This is a genomic window from Aliarcobacter butzleri, from assembly GCF_900187115.1.
GTDB lineage: Bacteria > Campylobacterota > Campylobacteria > Campylobacterales > Arcobacteraceae > Aliarcobacter > Aliarcobacter butzleri.
In genome coordinates this window covers 474891-492256 of sequence record NZ_LT906455.1, presented here as the reverse complement: position 1 = coordinate 492256, position 17366 = coordinate 474891, and the positions used below count along the sequence as shown (strand labels likewise).

The 17366-nt window shown below is 27.8% G+C and carries 15 protein-coding genes; 8 read left to right on the top strand and 7 right to left on the bottom strand.

Annotated features, from left to right (window positions below; genetic code table 11):
- Positions 1 to 27 precede the first annotated feature (27 nt).
- Positions 28 to 1209, bottom strand: a complete 1182-nt coding sequence (locus tag CKV87_RS02415; protein ID WP_012012295.1) for an Opr family porin — start codon at positions 1207 to 1209, stop codon at positions 28 to 30.
- A gap of 263 nt (positions 1210 to 1472) precedes the next feature.
- Between CKV87_RS02415 and CKV87_RS02410 the strand changes: the two genes are divergently transcribed.
- Together CKV87_RS02410 and CKV87_RS02405 are read left to right on the top strand one after the other, a co-directional pair.
- Positions 1473 to 2405, top strand: coding sequence for a ribose-phosphate pyrophosphokinase (locus tag CKV87_RS02410; RefSeq protein ID WP_004510552.1), 933 nt, complete (start codon positions 1473 to 1475; stop codon positions 2403 to 2405).
- 79 nt (positions 2406 to 2484) lie between these two features.
- The gene (locus tag CKV87_RS02405; protein ID WP_012012294.1) at positions 2485 to 3501 is read left to right on the top strand and encodes an OmpA family protein; all 1017 of its coding nucleotides are present in this window, start codon (positions 2485 to 2487) and stop codon (positions 3499 to 3501) included.
- A 65-nt stretch (positions 3502 to 3566) separates the two neighbouring features.
- Here CKV87_RS02405 and CKV87_RS02400 read toward each other — a convergent pair whose 3' ends face one another.
- The gene (locus CKV87_RS02400; protein ID WP_012012293.1) at positions 3567 to 6086 is read right to left on the bottom strand and encodes a heavy metal translocating P-type ATPase; all 2520 of its coding nucleotides are present in this window, start codon (positions 6084 to 6086) and stop codon (positions 3567 to 3569) included.
- A gap of 11 nt (positions 6087 to 6097) precedes the next feature.
- Positions 6098 to 6364 carry a metal-sensing transcriptional repressor gene (locus CKV87_RS02395; RefSeq protein ID WP_004510548.1) on the bottom strand — a complete coding sequence of 89 codons (267 nt, stop codon included), beginning with the start codon at positions 6362 to 6364 and terminating at the stop codon, positions 6098 to 6100.
- A gap of 174 nt (positions 6365 to 6538) precedes the next feature.
- On the opposite strand from CKV87_RS02395, the gene lepA reads away from it, so the two are divergent.
- Positions 6539 to 8326, top strand: a complete 1788-nt coding sequence (gene lepA, locus CKV87_RS02390; protein ID WP_012012292.1) for a translation elongation factor 4 — start codon at positions 6539 to 6541, stop codon at positions 8324 to 8326.
- 141 nt (positions 8327 to 8467) lie between these two features.
- On the opposite strand, the gene CKV87_RS02385 is transcribed toward lepA, so the two are convergent.
- Entirely contained in the window at positions 8468 to 8875 is a 408-nt protein-coding gene (locus CKV87_RS02385; RefSeq protein WP_012012291.1) for a hypothetical protein, read from the bottom strand.
- A 149-nt stretch (positions 8876 to 9024) separates the two neighbouring features.
- Here CKV87_RS02385 and CKV87_RS02380 point away from each other — a divergent pair, with 149 nt between their 5' ends.
- The 5 genes from CKV87_RS02380 (at position 9025) to CKV87_RS02360 (ending at position 13769) form a co-directional block, all read left to right on the top strand.
- Entirely contained in the window at positions 9025 to 9597 is a 573-nt protein-coding gene (locus CKV87_RS02380) for a phosphoribosyltransferase family protein (protein ID WP_012012290.1), read from the top strand.
- Positions 9598 to 9639: 42 nt separating this feature from the next.
- Positions 9640 to 10248, top strand: coding sequence for an imidazole glycerol phosphate synthase subunit HisH (gene hisH, locus CKV87_RS02375; protein WP_012012289.1), 609 nt, complete (start codon positions 9640 to 9642; stop codon positions 10246 to 10248).
- Positions 10249 to 10268: 20 nt separating this feature from the next.
- Positions 10269 to 11120: a TIGR01777 family oxidoreductase gene (locus CKV87_RS02370; RefSeq protein ID WP_012012288.1), complete on the top strand. Its 852-nt coding sequence runs from the start codon at positions 10269 to 10271 to the stop codon at positions 11118 to 11120.
- Positions 11121 to 11131: 11 nt separating this feature from the next.
- Complete coding sequence (hisA, locus tag CKV87_RS02365) at positions 11132 to 11839, top strand: 1-(5-phosphoribosyl)-5-[(5-phosphoribosylamino)methylideneamino]imidazole-4-carboxamide isomerase (protein ID WP_004510542.1); 708 nt, start codon at positions 11132 to 11134, stop codon at positions 11837 to 11839.
- A 70-nt stretch (positions 11840 to 11909) separates the two neighbouring features.
- Complete coding sequence (locus tag CKV87_RS02360; protein WP_012012287.1) at positions 11910 to 13769, top strand: GGDEF domain-containing protein; 1860 nt, start codon at positions 11910 to 11912, stop codon at positions 13767 to 13769.
- 8 nt (positions 13770 to 13777) lie between these two features.
- Here CKV87_RS02360 and qhpG read toward each other — a convergent pair whose 3' ends face one another.
- From qhpG to CKV87_RS02345, 3 genes are read right to left on the bottom strand one after another with little or no spacing between them, the layout of a single operon-like run.
- A complete protein-coding gene (qhpG, locus tag CKV87_RS02355) occupies positions 13778 to 15103 on the bottom strand; it encodes a flavin-dependent monooxygenase QhpG (protein WP_012012286.1) in 1326 nt (441 codons plus the stop codon).
- Positions 15100 to 15729: a subtilisin-like serine protease QhpE gene (qhpE, locus tag CKV87_RS02350; protein WP_012012285.1), complete on the bottom strand. Its 630-nt coding sequence runs from the start codon at positions 15727 to 15729 to the stop codon at positions 15100 to 15102. The genes qhpG and qhpE overlap by 4 nt, the downstream gene beginning before the upstream one ends.
- The gene (locus tag CKV87_RS02345; protein WP_012012284.1) at positions 15722 to 17359 is read right to left on the bottom strand and encodes an ABC transporter ATP-binding protein; all 1638 of its coding nucleotides are present in this window, start codon (positions 17357 to 17359) and stop codon (positions 15722 to 15724) included. The genes qhpE and CKV87_RS02345 overlap by 8 nt, the downstream gene beginning before the upstream one ends.
- Positions 17360 to 17366: the final 7 nt, after the last annotated feature.

Here is a 17366-nt window from a genome sequence, read left to right as displayed (position 1 = left end):
TAGGAGAATCTCCTAAATTATTTTATATTAGAATGTGTATTCTATAGTTGCAATCCATTTATCGTAATCAGGTTCATCATTAAGGCTAGTTTCTGTATCAACATTTACATATAAAAGTGAAGTTGCTAAAGATTCACTAAATGCATAACTTGCAGATAAGTTTAACTCATTTTCTTTGATTCTATTAGTATCATATTTTGTTTGTCCGTATAATGCTCCAAAAGTAACATCAGATATTGTATATCCTAAACTTCCATATACAGTTTTAGCATCAGGATCATAATTGTGATTTCCATCTTCAAATGGAGAGATATTATCTCCTGCTAAGTCCATTCCTCCTGCACCAGCATCTTTATCAGTTTTTATATATCCAACAGCAGCAGTAAATCCATCAATTTCAGTATTTAACTCAATATGAGCAATAGAACCATCTTCCATTTGAGTATCTGTAATATTATCATCATCTGTATCTATTAAAAATTTGCTATCAGCATTTGTTTGAGCATAATGAGCAATTAAACCAAAATAATCTGTACTAAATGTAGTTTTTAAACCATACCAATCAACTAAATCTGGAGCAGAATAATAATATGGATTTAATTCAACACCTGTAAATCCTGTATATTTGATGTCCGCTACATAAGCACCTTTATTTTCATTAATTTTCCAGAAATCTTCGCTTAATTCAGATGTTGATTCAGCTTTTCTTTTTGTCCATCCTAATACTATTGTTGTATCAGGAACTGCAGTAATTCCTGCAACAACTGCTTCATGGTAATCACTTAACCATTCAAGATCAATTGCTTGTCTACCAGCACTTACGAAAAAGGCATCATTTGCATATTTTAAATACCCTTCTGTCATTAAAGCATTATTTTCAAAAGGTGCAATACCAGATTTTCTATCATCGTTATTGATTTCACCTAAATCTAAATTACCTTTGAATTCCGCTTTTGCACTAAATCCATATAAAGATGCAGTTTCATATCCAATAGTAGCATTACCATTTAAATATCCAGCTTTTCCTACTTGTTTAGTTGGGTCATAGCTAGGTTGTGTACCACTATAATCAATATGTTTACCATATAATCCTAAACTTCCTGAAGCTTTCCCACTTTTAAAAGCATCATCAAAAGTTTTTACTTCATTTGCAAATACAAATGAAGAACTTAAAACTAATCCACAAGTAATTAAACTTAATCTTTTCATTCTGTGTTTCCTTTTAATTAGAATTTTTTTGTTTTAGAAGAACAATCAAATTATATTATCAATTAAACAATTTTTCTTAGTTTTTCTGTATAAAAAATATACTTCATCAAAAAAATACTAATAATTGATAAGCATTATCATTGTATAAGCTATTTGCTTAAGATTAAATTAATTTTTAGTTAATTATTCATTAATCTTTAAAATAAATTTATTAAGTACATTTTCGATAATATTTCTTCTTAATCAAATGTAAGGAAATTTTTATGTCAAATTTTAAACTTTTTAGTGGTTCAGCTAACCCTGAATTTGCAAAAAAAGTGGGTGAATACTTAGGTATGCCTGTATCTGATGCCACTTTAAATAAATTTAGTGATGGTGAGATATCTGTTCAAATCACGGAAAGTGTTAGAGGACAAGATGTATTTATAATCCAACCAACATGTGCACCAACTAATGATAATTTAATGGAATTATTAATAATGGTAGATGCACTTAAACGTTCAAGTGCGAAATCTATCTCTGCTGTTGTTCCATATTATGGTTATGCAAGACAAGATAGAAAAGCAGCTCCAAGAGTTCCAATTAGTGCAAAACTAGTTGCAGATTTACTTGAGGCAGCAGGAATTACAAGAGTTGTAACTATCGATTTACACGCAGCACAAATACAAGGATTTTTTAATATTCCAGCTGATAACTTATTTGGTTCAATTTTATTTGTAAACTATATAAGAAGTAAAAATTTAAAAAATCCAATCATTGCAAGTCCTGACATTGGAGGAGTTGCTAGAGCTAGATTATATGCAGATAAATTAGGTTATGATTTAGTAATAGTTGATAAAAAAAGAGAAAAAGCAAATGTTGCTGAAGTTATGAATATCATTGGTGAAGTAAAAGGTAAAGATGTTATTTTAGTAGATGATATGGTTGATACTGCTGGAACTTTAGTAAAAGCTGCAGAAGTATTGAAAAAAAGAGGTGCAACTTCTGTTATGGCTTGTTGTACGCATGGAGTTTTAAGTGGTCCTGCTTATGATAGAATTGAAAAAGGTGAACTTGATGAGCTTGTAATTTCAGATACTATCCCTGCAAAAAAAGAGATAAAAAAAATAACAGTATTAACAGCTTCTGCAATAATAGGAGAAGCAATTAGACGAATTCATAATAATGAATCTGTTAATTCTATTTTTAACAATTAACTATTCGTTAATATTCTTCTAATAAAAATTATCATAAAATTATTATTAGAAATAAAATTTTTTAAAGAAAGGAAAGTTTATGAAAAAAGTATTATTATCAACAATTGCTTGTGCTTCTTTAGCATTAGCTGCAAATAGTGATTACAAATATGAAATTACTCCATTAATCGGTGGAGTTTTAACTGAAGGAAATACAGGTTTAGAGAAAAACTATGCTAACGCTGGTTTATCTTTTGGATTTAATCAATTTGATTCATTTATCGATCAAGTAGAATTAGGGTTTTTAAGAACTCTTGAAGACGTTGATGGAAAAGGAAACTTTAGTAATAGAGATACAGGAGTAACAAGAGTATTTGCTAACTTAGTAAAAGACTATGATTTAACTTCTGATTTATCTTTATATACATTAGTTGGAGCTGGAGTTGAGTTCTTTGATAATGAATTTGAAGACAATAAAAATGGTTTATTTGGTAACTACGGTGTAGGAGTAAAATATAATTTAGCTGAAAGACTAGCTTTAAAATTCGATGTTAGACATTTAATTGAAGTTGATCATGGAGATAATACATTATTATACACAGTAGGATTATCAGTTCCATTTGGAGAAGTTTCAAAACCAGCTCCAGTTGCTGAAAAACCAGCTCCAGTTGCTACTCCAGTTGCTGCTCCAAAAGATTCTGATGGTGATGGTGTTATTGATAATTTAGATGAATGCCCAAATACAATGAAAGGTGCAAAAGTTGACAATATTGGTTGTATGACTTTAGTTAACTTAAATATCAACTTCGATACTGATAAATCAGTAATTAAAGACTCTTACAATTCAAGAATTAATGAATTTGCAAAAGTTATGAAAGCTGATCCAAAATTAAAAGCAAACATTGAAGCTCATACAGATTCAGTTGGAACAGATGCTTATAATCAAAAATTATCAGAAAGAAGAGCTACATCTGCTGTTAATGCTTTAGTTGCAGCTGGTGTTGAAAAAGATAGAATTAAAGCTGTTGGATATGGTGAGTCTAGACCAATCGCTTCTAATGATACAGTTGAAGGTAGAGCTGAAAACAGAAGAGTTGAAGCTGTAATGGTTAAATAATTTAACTGTTTTTCTTTTTTAAAGGGTTAGAAAATATTTTCTAACCCTTTTTTATTGCCTAATTTTTATTTGATAACTTCGTATCCAGCATCTACTATTACATCAGATAAAGTTTGTTCTGATATATCTTTTGACATTTTAACTGTAACATTTTTAGAAGCTAAATCAACTTCAACACTATCAACACCATCAATTGCACTAACCACTTTTTCAACTCTTGCTTTACAATGTCCGCAAGTCATTCCATCAACTTTTAAAATTTTTTCCATTTTATCTCCTTTTGAAATATTGTTTTTTTCTAATAAATTTTTACTAATTCTTGGTTCAAATAACTTTAATCTTAAAGCATTTAAAACAACCGTCACACTACTTAAACTCATAGCTGCACCTGCAAACATTGGACTTAATTTCCAACCAAATATTGTATAAAATACTCCTGCAGCTAAAGGAATACCTATTATATTATAAAAAAATGCCCAAAATAGATTTTGTTTTATATTTTTTATAACTGCATTACTTAATTGTATTGCTTTTACGGCATCTAATAAATCACTTTTTACAAGTACAATATTTGCAGATTCTATTGCTATATCAGTTCCAGCTCCTATTGCGATTCCTACATCTGCTCGAACTAAAGCTGGTGCATCATTTATTCCATCACCAATCATTGCAACTTTTTTACCTAAACTTTGAAGTTTTTGTATCTCTTTTTCTTTATCTTGAGGTAAAACTTCTGCTATTACATTATTTATATTTATTTGTTTTGCTATTGCATTTGCTGTTTTATAATTGTCACCTGTTAGCATTATTACTTCTAAGCCCATTTTTTCAAACTCTAAAATAGCATCTTTGCTTGTTAGTTTTACAACATCAGAAATAGCAATCAATCCTAAAACTTCATTCTCATCTGCAATAAATATTGGTGTTTTAGCTTCATTTGCCAGCTTTTCACTCTTTTCATAAAATAAATCTAAAGAGATATTTTTGCTATCTAATAATTTTTTATTTCCAATATAAAAAACTCTATCTTCAACTTTTGCTTTTATTCCTAAACCATTAAGTGCTTCAAAATCAGTTGCGTTTAAAAGTTCGATTGCTTTTTCTTGTGCTTTTTTCAATATTGCATCAGCTAAAGGGTGTTCTGAGTTTTTTTCAATTGTTGCACATAATTGAAGTAATTTATCTTGAGTAATTTTTTCACTTGTAAAAATATCAGTTATTTGAGTTTTTCCTTCAGTTATAGTTCCTGTTTTGTCAATAACAACTGTATTTATAGTGTGAGCTATCTCTAAAGATTCTGCACTTTTAATTAATATTCCATTTTGAGCACCTTTTCCTGTTCCAACCATAATAGCTGTTGGTGTAGCAAGTCCTAAAGCACAAGGACAAGAAATAACTAAAATAGCAATACCAATAGATAAAGCAAATTCAAATGAATATCCTAAAAACAACCATGTAACAGTTGCAAGTATTGATATAACTATAACTGTTGGTACAAAAATAGCACTTATTCTATCTGCAAGTTTTGAAATAGGAGCTTTTGAAGAACTTGCTTCTTCAATCAATTTTATAATTTGTGATAAAACTGTATCTTCTCCCAGTTTTGTAACTTCAAATTTGAAAGAACCAGATTTATTTATACTTGCACCTATTACTTTATCTCCAACTTTTTTAGAGACTGGCAAACTCTCACCTGTTAACATTGACTCATCAATAGAACTATTTCCAAAGATAATAACACCATCTGTTGGAACGATATTTCCAGGTTTTACAATAACTATATCTTTTAAAACAAGTTCATCAACAGGAATTTCAATCTCTTGATTATTTCTTAAAACTAAAGCTGTTTTTGGAGTTAAATTTATAAGTTTGTTTATAGCTTCGCTAGTATTTTCTTTTGCTCTTGCTTCTAAAAACTTTCCAAGTGTTATTAAAGTTAAAACAATAGCTGCTGATTCAAAATATAAATCATGAGAATATTGTATCACCATATCTATATCATTATTTCCTAAACCATAACCTATTTTATAGATTGAAAATACTCCATAAATCATAGCTGCACTTGTTCCAATAGCTATCAAAGAGTCCATATTAGGAGAACCTTTATATAAGGTTTTAAATCCTACTTTATAATATTTGATGTTTATAAAAACTATTGGTAAAGCTAATAAAAATTGAGTAAAAGCAAAAATTATAGCATTTGAATATCCATGAAATAAATGAGGAAGATACCAATTTAACATATGTCCCATTGATATATAAAATAATGGTATCGCAAAAATAAAAGATATAATTAATCTATTTTTCAATTCATTAGTTTCTATTTTACCAAGATTATCTTCTGTTGAATTTTTTTGAGTTTTTTTACCATTTTCAACTAAAAATGCTTCATAACCTGCATCTTGAACTTTTTTGATAATTGTTTCATTATTAAGTATATTTTCATCATATTTTACAATCATACTATTATTTAGTAAGTTGACATTAACTTCATTTATTCCTTCTAATTTTTTTACATTTCTATCAACAGCAGTAGAACAAGCAGAGCAAGTCATACCCTTTATGTCAAATTTTTGTGATTTCATAAATATCCTTATTATTTATCAAGAATTTTTGATAATACTTGGGTGATTTCATCAATTTTATTATTAGCATCACCACTATTTACTGCTTCTAAAACACAATGATTCATATGTTGTTTCAATATTAATAAATTTGCTTTTTTTACCAAAGAAGAAACTGCAAAAATTTGATTTGATACATCAATACAATATCTTCCATCTTCAAGCATCTTTATAATACCTTCTATTTGTCCTTTTGCTGTTTTAAGAGCCTGAACAGCTTTTTGTTTTTCTTCATTCACTTTTAACTCCTAAGTTACATATACCCTACCCCTAGTGGGCAGGGTATATGGAATTGTAAATCACTTTAGTTAAAATGTCAATATAACAATAAATTTTTTTAACAAAAAACTTACTATAAATTAGATATAATCGCTAAATTTTAAGAAAACAAGAAACAATTAATAGGAAAAAACTTGCAAAAAAATATTAGAAATTTTAGTATTATTGCACATATTGACCATGGTAAATCAACACTAGCTGATAGAATCATTCAAGAGTGTGGAGCGATTGCTGATAGAGAAATGACTTCACAAGTTATGGATACAATGGATATCGAAAAAGAAAGAGGTATCACAATAAAAGCTCAAAGTGTTAGACTTGATTATATAAAAGATGGTCAAAAATATGTTTTAAACTTAATTGACACTCCAGGTCACGTTGATTTTTCATATGAAGTTAGTCGTTCTTTAGCTTCATCAGAAGGTGCTTTACTTATAGTTGATTCAACGCAAGGTGTTGAAGCACAAACTATTGCAAATGTTTATATTGCTATGGATAATGATTTAGAGTTACTTCCAGTAGTTAATAAAATAGATTTACCAAGTGCTGATCCTATAAGAGTTTTAGAAGAAGTTGAAGAAGCTATTGGACTTGATTGTACTTTACACAATTTAATTTCTGCAAAAACTGGTCTTGGAGTAAAAGACTTGATTGATTCAATAGTTGATAGAGTTCCAGCACCAACAGGAGATGAAGATGCTCCAACAAAAGCACTTATTTATGACTCTTGGTTTGATAACTATCTTGGAGCTTTAGCACTTGTAAGAGTTTACGATGGAAGTATCAAAAAAGGTCAAAAAATAAAACTTATGAATACAAAAGTTGAACATCAAGTATTAAGTTTGATGTATCCACACCCAATAAGAAGACAAGATGCAAATGAGATAAAAACTGGTGAAATAGGTATTGTTGTACTTGGTCTTAAAACTCTTGATGGAATAGCAGTTGGTGATACGATGACTGATGCAAAAACACCAACACAAGAGCCAATTGATGGATTTGAACCAGCTAAACCTTTTGTATTTGCAGGAATTTATCCAATAGAAACTGATAAATTTGAAGATTTAAGAGAAGCTTTAAATAAATTAAAATTAAATGACTCTTCTATCTCTTTTGAACCTGAAAGTTCAGCGGCACTTGGAAGTGGTTTTAGAACAGGATTCTTAGGTATGCTTCATATGGAAGTTATCAAAGAAAGATTAGAAAGAGAGTTTGATTTAGACTTGATAGCAACTGCACCAACTGTTATTTACCAAGTTGAAAAAAGCAATGGTGAAACAATAGAGATTCAAAATCCTAGTGAATTACCTGAGCCAAATTATATAAAAACAATATTTGAGCCTTATGTAAAAGCTACTATTTTAGTTCCTGATGAGTTTTTAGGAAATGTTATCAAACTTCTAAATGATAAAAGAGGAATCCAAATAAAAATGGATTATATTGGAAAAAGAGTATTACTAGAATATGATTTACCAATGAATGAAATCGTAATGGATTTTTATGATAAACTAAAATCAACTACAAAAGGTTATGCTTCATTTGATTATGAGCCAGTTGGATTTAGACCAGGAAACTTAAAAAAACTTGATGTTAGAGTTGCAGGAGATGTTGTTGATGCTTTATCAATAATAGTTCCTGAAGATAAAGCTGTTTCAAAAGGAAGAGAGTTTGTAAAAGCACTAAAAGAACTTATTCCTAGACAACTTTTTGAAGTTGCAATACAAGCAAGTATTGGAAGTACGATTATTGCAAGAGAAACTGTAAAATCTATGGGGAAAAACGTAACTGCAAAATGTTATGGTGGAGATATTACAAGAAAAAGAAAACTTCTTGAAAAACAAAAAGCTGGTAAAAAAAGAATGAAAGCCATTGGAAAAGTTAATGTACCTCAAGAAGCATTTATGGCAGTTTTAAAAATATAATTTCATCTTTTGGCAAATTTCTTTGTCAAATTAATAATTTAAATGCTCACGTACTTTTAGTACGTTGCGCTTTAAATTCTCTCTTTTTCTTGAACTTCACTCAAAATCTAAAACTCTATTTTAAAAATTTATCTATTATATCTATTCTTCTATATAATATTTTGTCTTACACACTTCACATTCTTGATATTTTCCATATCCATAATGATTTCTTAATATTAAATGAATTGATTTTTTACTTGATTCCCAACAAATTGGACAAAATGGAATATTATCACCTTCTTTTAAATAAAACTTACCATCAAAAGATAAAGATTCTTTTTCTTTTAATCTTTCATTTAATTCTCTAATTGCTTCATCTTTATCAATTAAATCCACTTTAATATCTGCAAGTTCCATTTTTAAATCTGCCAAAGAACTAATTAATTCTGCCAATTTCAATTTCGTTTCTGCTTCACCTAAAGAACTAGCACTATCGCTAATAAGTTTTGCAATATCCATTGATGTTTTTAAATGAGAAAATGCTGTTCCAATTATTGTTAAATCCATAAGTTTCCTTCTAAATAATTTCAATCATTATATCAAAATCTGAACTACGCTCTTAAAATGTGAGCATTTTAAAAATAGCGAACGCTTTTCTTTTGTTTCTTTTCTTTACTAAAAAGAAAAGATACATAATATATGATACTATTTATCTCATGATTTGCCTAACTTGTAAAAACCTATCATTTGAAATTATTTGCAAAGATTGTCAAAAAAATCTTTTAGTACCATCTTTTCATAAAAGAGAAATAGAAGATGGATTTTTCAACTACTCTTTTTACTCTTTATCCGAACTTGAAGATTTGATAAACTCAAAATACTATTTTTATGGAGATAGAGTTTTTAATATTTTGGCAAAACTCTCTTTTGCTAAATTTGCATTAAATTTTGATTTTCCTTCTGAAGTTTTAGCCATTCCTATTGATGACCATACAAGACATGATTTTTCGCACTGCGCAATCTTGGCAAAACATCTAAAATCAAAAATAATCAAACCAAAATACAACTCATTAAAAGCTACAAATATAGTTAAATATGCAGGAAAAAATTTGGAATTTAGACAAAAAAACTCAAGAAAATTTCAAATAAATAACCTCTCAGATAAATTTGTAATTTTATGTGATGACTTAATCACAACGGGAACTACAATAATTCAAGCAAAAAAAGCTTTGGAGAAAAAAAATAATCAAATATTATTTTCTTTAACCCTAGCTGATGCAAAACTTTAGTATAATTTATTGAAATTGGAACTAAGTTAAAGGACTAAAATAGTGATTGGAATAATAGATTATAATATGGGAAATTTGGCAAGTGTTTACAATGCCTGTCATTTACTTGATGCAAAGGCAACTATTGTTAAAAAACCTGAAGATTTAAAAAATTTTAATCGAGTTATTTTACCTGGTGTTGGAGCATATAAAGATGCAATGGAACATCTAATCAAAACAGGTATGAACGAAGCTATTTTAGAATTTGCAAAAAGTGGAAAACCAATGATTGGAATTTGTCTTGGAATGCAACTTTTATTTGAAAGTTCACAAGAATTTGGTCATACAGATGGTTTGGGTTTAATTGATGGAGTTGTAGTAAAATTTGATAAATCAAAAATGAATGAAGACTTCAAAATCCCACACATGGGTTGGAATACAATTGTAAATAAAGAACACCTTTTATTTGAAGGACTTCATAATCCATATTTATATTTTGTTCACTCTTATCACGCCGTAACGAACGAAAAAAATATAATTGGTAAAACAACTTATGGATATGAATTTGCAAGTGCAGTAAACAAAGATAACATTTATGGTTTTCAACCACATCCTGAAAAATCTCACGATAATGGATTGAAAATTTTGAAGAATTTTATGAGCCTTAATTAATTTAAAAAAAAGGATTTTGTATGAAAACTATTGCAATTAGTGGTGCTAATGGATTTGTAGGAACAAGTTTAACAAACTTTTTCTCAAGCTTTGGGTATAAAATCGTACCTTTATCAAGAGATATTTTAAACAATAAAAGTAAATTAGAAGAAGTACTAAATTCTACTGATATTGTGATAAATCTTGCAGGTGCAAATATCATAAATAGATGGAGTGAAACTTATAAAAAACTTCTTTATTCTAGCCGAATTGATACAACTTCAAAAATAGTAAATGCAATAAGTAGTATTTCAAACAAACCAAAATTACTTATTTCAACTTCTGCTGTTGGAATCTATGATAATAAATCAATTTATGATGAAAATGGCTCTTTTTCAAATGATTTTTTATCAAATCTTTGTCAAGATTGGGAAAAAGGAGCTTTAAAAGCAAAAAGTGAGGCAACAAAAGTTGCTATTTTTAGATTTGGGATTGTTATGGGAAAAGATGGTGGAGCATTACAAAAAATGATTACTCCATTTAAATTTGGTCTTGGTGGAACAATAGGAAGTGGAAAACAAGCTTTTTCTTTTATTCATATAAATGATTTATTAAATGCTTACAAATTCGTTATAGAAAACGATTATCATGGAGTATTTAACCTAACAGCACCAACACCAACAACAAATAAAGGTCTAACTCTTGCTTTAGGAAAAACACTAAAAAGACCTACTATACTTCCAGTACCAGAGTTTGTTTTAAAACTTATTTTTAGTGAAGGAGCACGTGTTTTAACAGATGGACAAAGTGCAATTCCAAAAAAATTATTGGATTTAGGATTTGAATTCAAATTTAAAACAATAGAAGAAACAATAGAAAATTTATGTAGTTAAGGATTTTGTTAATGGATATATTACCAGCGATTGATTTAAAAGATGGAAAAGCAGTAAGACTAAGTAAAGGTTTAATGGATAGCGCAAAAATCTATTCTGATGAGCCTTGGCAAGTGGCACTTAGATTTGAAGAATTAGGTTCAAAATGGGTTCATATTGTTGATTTAAATGGAGCATTTGCTGGAAAACCTGCAAACTTAGAGCAAATCAAAAAAATTAGAGAAAATTGCAATTTAAAAATTGAACTTGGTGGTGGAATAAGAGATGAAGAAACTATCAAAATGTACCTTGAACTTGGTGTTGATAGACTGATTCTTGGTTCAATTGCAGTAAAAGATCCAATTTTTGTAAAAAAAATGGCTTCAAAATATCCAATTGCTGTTGGAATTGATGCGATGAATGGAATGGTTGCAGTTGAAGGTTGGGCAGAAGTTTCAACTATGAAAGCAACTGATCTTGCACGTGAGTTTGCAAATGCAGGTGTTCAAGCGATTATTTGTACAGATATTAGTAAAGATGGAATGCTTTGTGGAGTAAATGTTGAATTTACGGAGTCTATTGCTCTTGCAAGTAGTGTTGACACAATTGCTAGTGGTGGAGTAAAAGATATTCAAGACATCATAAATTGTAAAGCAAATGGAAATATTTCTGGTGTTATTGTAGGTAAAGCATTTTATGAAGGAACTTTAGATTTAGAAGAAGCTTTCAAAATTTTATAAATATATATAAAAATTATTAAAACAAAAATAATTTTATGCTATTATATTTTAGAAATAAGAAGGGGAAAATATGAGCTCGAATAAAAAAATTACTCTTATAATTTTTACTATGATTTCGATACTTGCTGTAATTATAATAATATTAGTTGCACTTGGCTCGAGACATAGTGGATATGACGGAGCAAAAAAAAGAGCCTATTTAACTGCCCAGTTAGTAAAAAATTCTTTAACTAGCCATATGATAAATGGTACTATGCATCAAAGAGATACTTTTTTAAGTAGCTTAAATAACTTACAAGGAATTAAAGAACTTTGGGTTGTGAGGTCAAAAAGTGTTAGTGAACAATTTGGAAATTCTTTATTAGCAACAGAAAAAGCAAGAGATAATATCGATTTAGATGTACTAAAAAATGGTAAAGAAAAGGTTATTGTAAATGAGACTTTTAAAGATGCTACTTTAAGAATCACTATTCCATATACAGCTTCATCTCTTGATAAACCTAATTGTATGTCATGTCATAATGCACAAGAAGGGCAAGTTTTAGGTGCTATTTCTTTAACTTTTGATATTCAAGAAGATAGAATTTCAAATATTGTTATATTGATAAATGTTGTTGCGACAATCTCAGTTTTCTTAATCCTTATTTTAATATATTTAAGAAAAAAGATAACTCCTTTTACAAACTCATTTGATTCTATAACTGAAACTTTAAAACAAGTTCATGAAGGTGATTATTCAGTTAGAGTTAAAGAAGGTGTATTAAAAGAGGATAAAGAAGCTTCAATCTGGTTAAATGAATTAATCGAAAAACTTGAAACAGTCTTAACAGGTATTGAAAAAAATCTTACATCATTTGTTCATAATAGAGCTACAATTTTTAGTAATGATAAACTTTTAACAGCAAAAGAGATTATTGAAGATATAACTGAAATTTACAACTATAAAAAAACTATCGAAACAGATTTAACAAAAGAAGATATTTTTTATAGATTAATTCAAGTTTTGAAAAATAAACTAAATATTGAATCTTTTTATATTTTTGAAACAGATTTAATAAAAGATGAAAGAAAAACAATATATCCACTAATAGAAGTAGAAAAACCTTGTTGCGTTATTTCAAAAGGTATAAAATCTGGTTGTAGAGCTGAAAGAACAAATACGATTGTCTCTTCAGAAAACTTCCCTGAGATTTGTAGAATTGCAAAATGTTCAGGTGAAACAAATCATATTTGTATTCCATTTTTAATAAATGAGCAAAAAAATATTGTTATTCATATAGTTTGTAAAGATAAAGATAGTTTACAAAATACTAAATATCAAATAGGAATAATCAAAAAATATTTAGAAGAGACAAAACCTATTTTAGAAAGTAAACTTTTAATGGATGCATTAAGAGAAAAAAATTTAGTTGATGGATTAACAGGACTTTATAATCGTAGATATTTAGACGAATTTATTGAGAAGAAATTGCCTCACGAATCTCAAGATGGTTCAAAATTTGCAATTATGTTTTTAGATATTGACTACTTCAAAATGATAAACGATACTTATGGACATGATGCAGGTGATGCAATATTACAAAAATTATCAGATACGATGAAAGCTTCTATTTCTGAAAATGAGTTTATTGTTAGATTTGGGGGAGAAGAATTTTTAATTATTATGAAAAACCCAACTGAAAGTAGTGCAAGAGAACTTGCAACAAAAATAAATCAAGAGTTTGCAAAACTTGTATTTAATTATAATGGGCAAGCATTTAGTAAAACTGTAAGTATTGGATACTCTTTCTTCCCTGATGATGCTGACCAAATTTGGAAATGTATCAAATATGCAGATATATCTTTATATGAAGCAAAAGAAACAGGAAGAAACAAAATAGTAAGATTCCAAAAAGAGTTCTTAAAAAGTGCGGATAAAAAGAGTTATTAATACTCTTTTTATCCTAAGATTTCTTCTTTTATACACCAATTTTTTAAAGAATTGCCTACTTGAAGTGGGACGTTTCTTTCTTTACAAAAAATATCAAAATAATCCAAAGATTTTTCAAAGCTGTTTTCTAAACAATATTTAGCTAAATCTATAATTTCAATATTTCCAAAATAGCAAGCACCAAAAGGGTTATCTTTTGTGATTACTACCTCACTTTCATTTACAAAACCATCTTTTACAACTGCTTTTTTTTCTATTCTTGGAACTTTTTTTTCTAATTCATTTTTATCTTGAGGCCAAGTTTGTCTATTTTGCCAAAAAAGAGTATTAAATCTTTTTTCTAATATATAAAACTCTTTTCCAACTTTTGTAAACTTATCAAAGATAAACTCTACTCTACTTTTATAAAAATCAATTGCAACTTTTTGTTCTATTTCACTTTTATTTAAAATTGTGTTTATTACAAATGGAGCAATACTTGACATACTCATAGCTTGAAAAGCACCATTTCCAGAAAGTGGGTCAATACTTGATGCACTATCTCCAACTAACATCATCTTATTATTTATTATCTTTTTATGAATTTTACAAAATGAGTCTCTTTTTACTAATTTTCCAACAACTTTATAGTTATTTAAACTCCAAAGTTCTATATTTTGTTCTTGCAAAATTTTTAGCATATCCTCAAAACAATTAACTTTATTTGCTAGTTCTTCATCACAAGAAAACTGAATATATCCTCTTTTATTTCCAACATAAGCTTGCCAAATCCAACCATCTTTTACTGAATCAATAGAAGTTTGATTTTCATTTATATCTTCAAGTTCTAACTCTTGTAAAAGAGAAAAACTTTTTGGACCACAAATATATTCATCTTTAAAAGGTGTAAATCTTCCTCTTGCATCAACAACAAAATCTGCAATTAAGTCGTATTTCTTTTCATCTATTTTATAAACGATTTTTGGCTTTTCATCTAAATAATCAACTGAACCAATAACTTTTGCTTCAATGATTTTTATTTGATACTCTTTTAAATCTTCCAATAAACTTTTATCAAATATACTTCTATTTACAACAAATTCATAATTTACTTTATGTGTTTTACTTGCCCAATTTGAGTTTCGTAAAGATTGTTCAACTAAAAGTTTTGAAGCTTTTATACAACCTAATGAGATAAGTCCCTCTTTTGTTTTTTGGCTAAATCCTTCGTAAGCGGTAAATGGTCTTTTTTTATAAATAACAGTTACATCAAAACCTAATTTTTTAAGTCCAATAGCAGTAGAACTACCTGCAATTCCAGCACCAAGTACAACTATTTTTTTATTACTATTCACTTAATAATCCTTTTTGAAAACTCTTCGATTATTTCAATTTTGCTAAAACCCTTTTTTATATAAGAGCAAAACTCTTTTGTAAATTTTGCAACTGCAACACTTGAACCTGCAACATTTTTTACAGTTGAAAAAGGATTTGCACCAAAAAATAGTTTTTCTTTATCTAAAACAACTACTTTATCATCCATACATTTTCCTTCTGAAGTTACTTTTATAACATTTTCATAAGAAGCTGGATAAACAAATTCTTGCCCAGATTTTGGATAAGAAGAGATGATTACAACACCTTTTTTTATAAATTCACGACATAACTCTTCAATCTCTTTATAGTTTGTTTTTAGACCTAAACTCATACTTATTACATCAACTTTTTTATCTTTTAGATAATTTAATGCACCAAAAATATGATGAGGAGTTGTTGATAAATTTTCATTAAAAACTTGAATGTCATAAATATTTATGTTTTCATCTTTTATGATGTTTCCAATAACATTTCCATGTTCAAAATTTATATTATTTTGGTTTTTAATTTTTATTCTATTGTTTTCTATATGTATGGCAATTTTTTCATAAGTTTCAAAATTGCAACCACTATCTATTAGTGCAACAAAAACTTCTTTAGACATTTTTGTACTCCTTTAAAGTTTTATTTTCAAGTAAATAAACCTTATCAAAATGGCTCAACATATTTAAGTTGTGTGTTATTGCAATAATAGTTGAGTTTGGAAAAATTGTTGAAATGTTTTCATAAAACCAAATAGTATCTTTTTCATCAATTGAGGAAGTAAATTCATCTAAAATTATGATTTTAGGATTTAGTAAAATCAATCTTGAAAGAGCTAATCTTTGTTTTTGACCACCTGAAAGATTTCCTCCTGATTCTAAAAGATTTGTATTTAAACCTTTTTGCAAATTTCTAAACCACTTACACATACCTGTTTTTTTCAAACAATCTATTAACTCCTCTTCCTTTGCACTGTTTTTAGCTAAAAGAAGATTGTTTTTTAAAGTATCATCAAAAATAATTGGAGTTTGTTCTAACTTTACTAAATATGAAGAGAAATTTATATAATCATTCTCTCCTATTTTTTCATTTTCTATAAAAATATCTCCATTATTAGCTTTTAAAAATCCACAAAGTAAATCAGCAAAGGTAGTTTTACCTGTACCATTTTTTCCAATAATTGCGATTTTGCTTTTCTCTTTTATAAAAAGATTTAAATTTTCAAATATTTTATTGTTTGAATAAGAAAACTCTAAATTTTTTATAACTAAATCAAAATTTGTTGTTTTTAATTCTATATTATCTTTCTCTTTTGGTAATATTTCAAGCACTCTATTAAGACTTACTTTTACTTTTGGAAAATTATTTATAACTCCTAATATCGTATGAACAGGAGCTAAAATCATAGTAAAATATGTCAAAAATGCAAAAAGTTCCCCAATTTTTAGTTCACCTTTAATCGTCAAATATCCACCATAAGATACAATGATAGTTTTTCCAAGAAGTGAAATAAATGCTGGGATTTGAGAAAAAAGTAGATTAATTTTTTTATTTTTTATTACAACATTTTTATAATCATCTTGAATAAAATCAAGTTTTTCTAAAGTTTGTTCTTTTGCTCCAAGATTTTTTATAGTTAACATATATCTAAAATTTTCTATAAAAAATTTGCCAATATTTGAAGTTGATTCTCTCATAGTTTTTGTACTATTTTGAATATGTGGATATAGAGGTTTTAGACAAAAAAACTCTATTGGCAAAAATATAAGTATAAGTATCATTAGTTTTATATTATATGAATAGACAATAAAACAGATAAATACAAGACTAATGATAGTTGAAAATAGTGAGAAAACACTATCAGTATAAAACCTTTGAAGTTCACTAATATCACCTTGAACTCGTGACATCAAATCTGCTGAATGATATTTGTTTAAAAAAGTTTTATCATGTAAAAATAGTTTATTAAAAACTATTTTTCTAAATTCAAATAAAATATTCATTGAATTTTTTGTGTAATAAATCTCATTTATATAACTTATTATCATAACAAAAATAGTAAGAAAGAATGAGATAGAAACTAAAAAAATAAGCTGATTTATATTTGAAGCTAAAATAGCATTATCAATTATGTGTTGCATAATATATGGTTGAACTGCTCCACCAAGAGAGACAAGAATGGAAAAAAAGAAGATGACAAAAAACCCTCTCTTATTTTTCTTTAAGAGAGGATATATAATATTTTTAAACATACTAAAA

Excerpts from the sequence above, each read along its gene's own strand:
- CKV87_RS02405 (WP_012012294.1), top strand. The coding sequence starts at position 2,485 with ATGAAAAAAGTATTATTATCAACAATTGCTTGTGCTTCTTTAGCATTA.
- CKV87_RS02400 (WP_012012293.1), bottom strand. The coding sequence starts at position 6,086 with ATGAAATCACAAAAATTTGACATAAAGGGTATGACTTGCTCTGCTTGT.
- CKV87_RS02415 (WP_012012295.1), bottom strand. The coding sequence starts at position 1,209 with ATGAAAAGATTAAGTTTAATTACTTGTGGATTAGTTTTAAGTTCTTCA.
- CKV87_RS02380 (WP_012012290.1), top strand. The coding sequence starts at position 9,025 with ATGATTTGCCTAACTTGTAAAAACCTATCATTTGAAATTATTTGCAAA.
- hisA (WP_004510542.1), top strand. The coding sequence starts at position 11,132 with ATGGATATATTACCAGCGATTGATTTAAAAGATGGAAAAGCAGTAAGA.
- CKV87_RS02410 (WP_004510552.1), top strand. The coding sequence starts at position 1,473 with ATGTCAAATTTTAAACTTTTTAGTGGTTCAGCTAACCCTGAATTTGCA.
- CKV87_RS02370 (WP_012012288.1), top strand. The coding sequence starts at position 10,269 with ATGAAAACTATTGCAATTAGTGGTGCTAATGGATTTGTAGGAACAAGT.
- qhpE (WP_012012285.1), bottom strand. The coding sequence starts at position 15,729 with ATGTCTAAAGAAGTTTTTGTTGCACTAATAGATAGTGGTTGCAATTTT.
- CKV87_RS02360 (WP_012012287.1), top strand. The coding sequence starts at position 11,910 with ATGAGCTCGAATAAAAAAATTACTCTTATAATTTTTACTATGATTTCG.
- CKV87_RS02345 (WP_012012284.1), bottom strand. The coding sequence starts at position 17,359 with ATGTTTAAAAATATTATATATCCTCTCTTAAAGAAAAATAAGAGAGGG.
- CKV87_RS02385 (WP_012012291.1), bottom strand. The coding sequence starts at position 8,875 with ATGGATTTAACAATAATTGGAACAGCATTTTCTCATTTAAAAACATCA.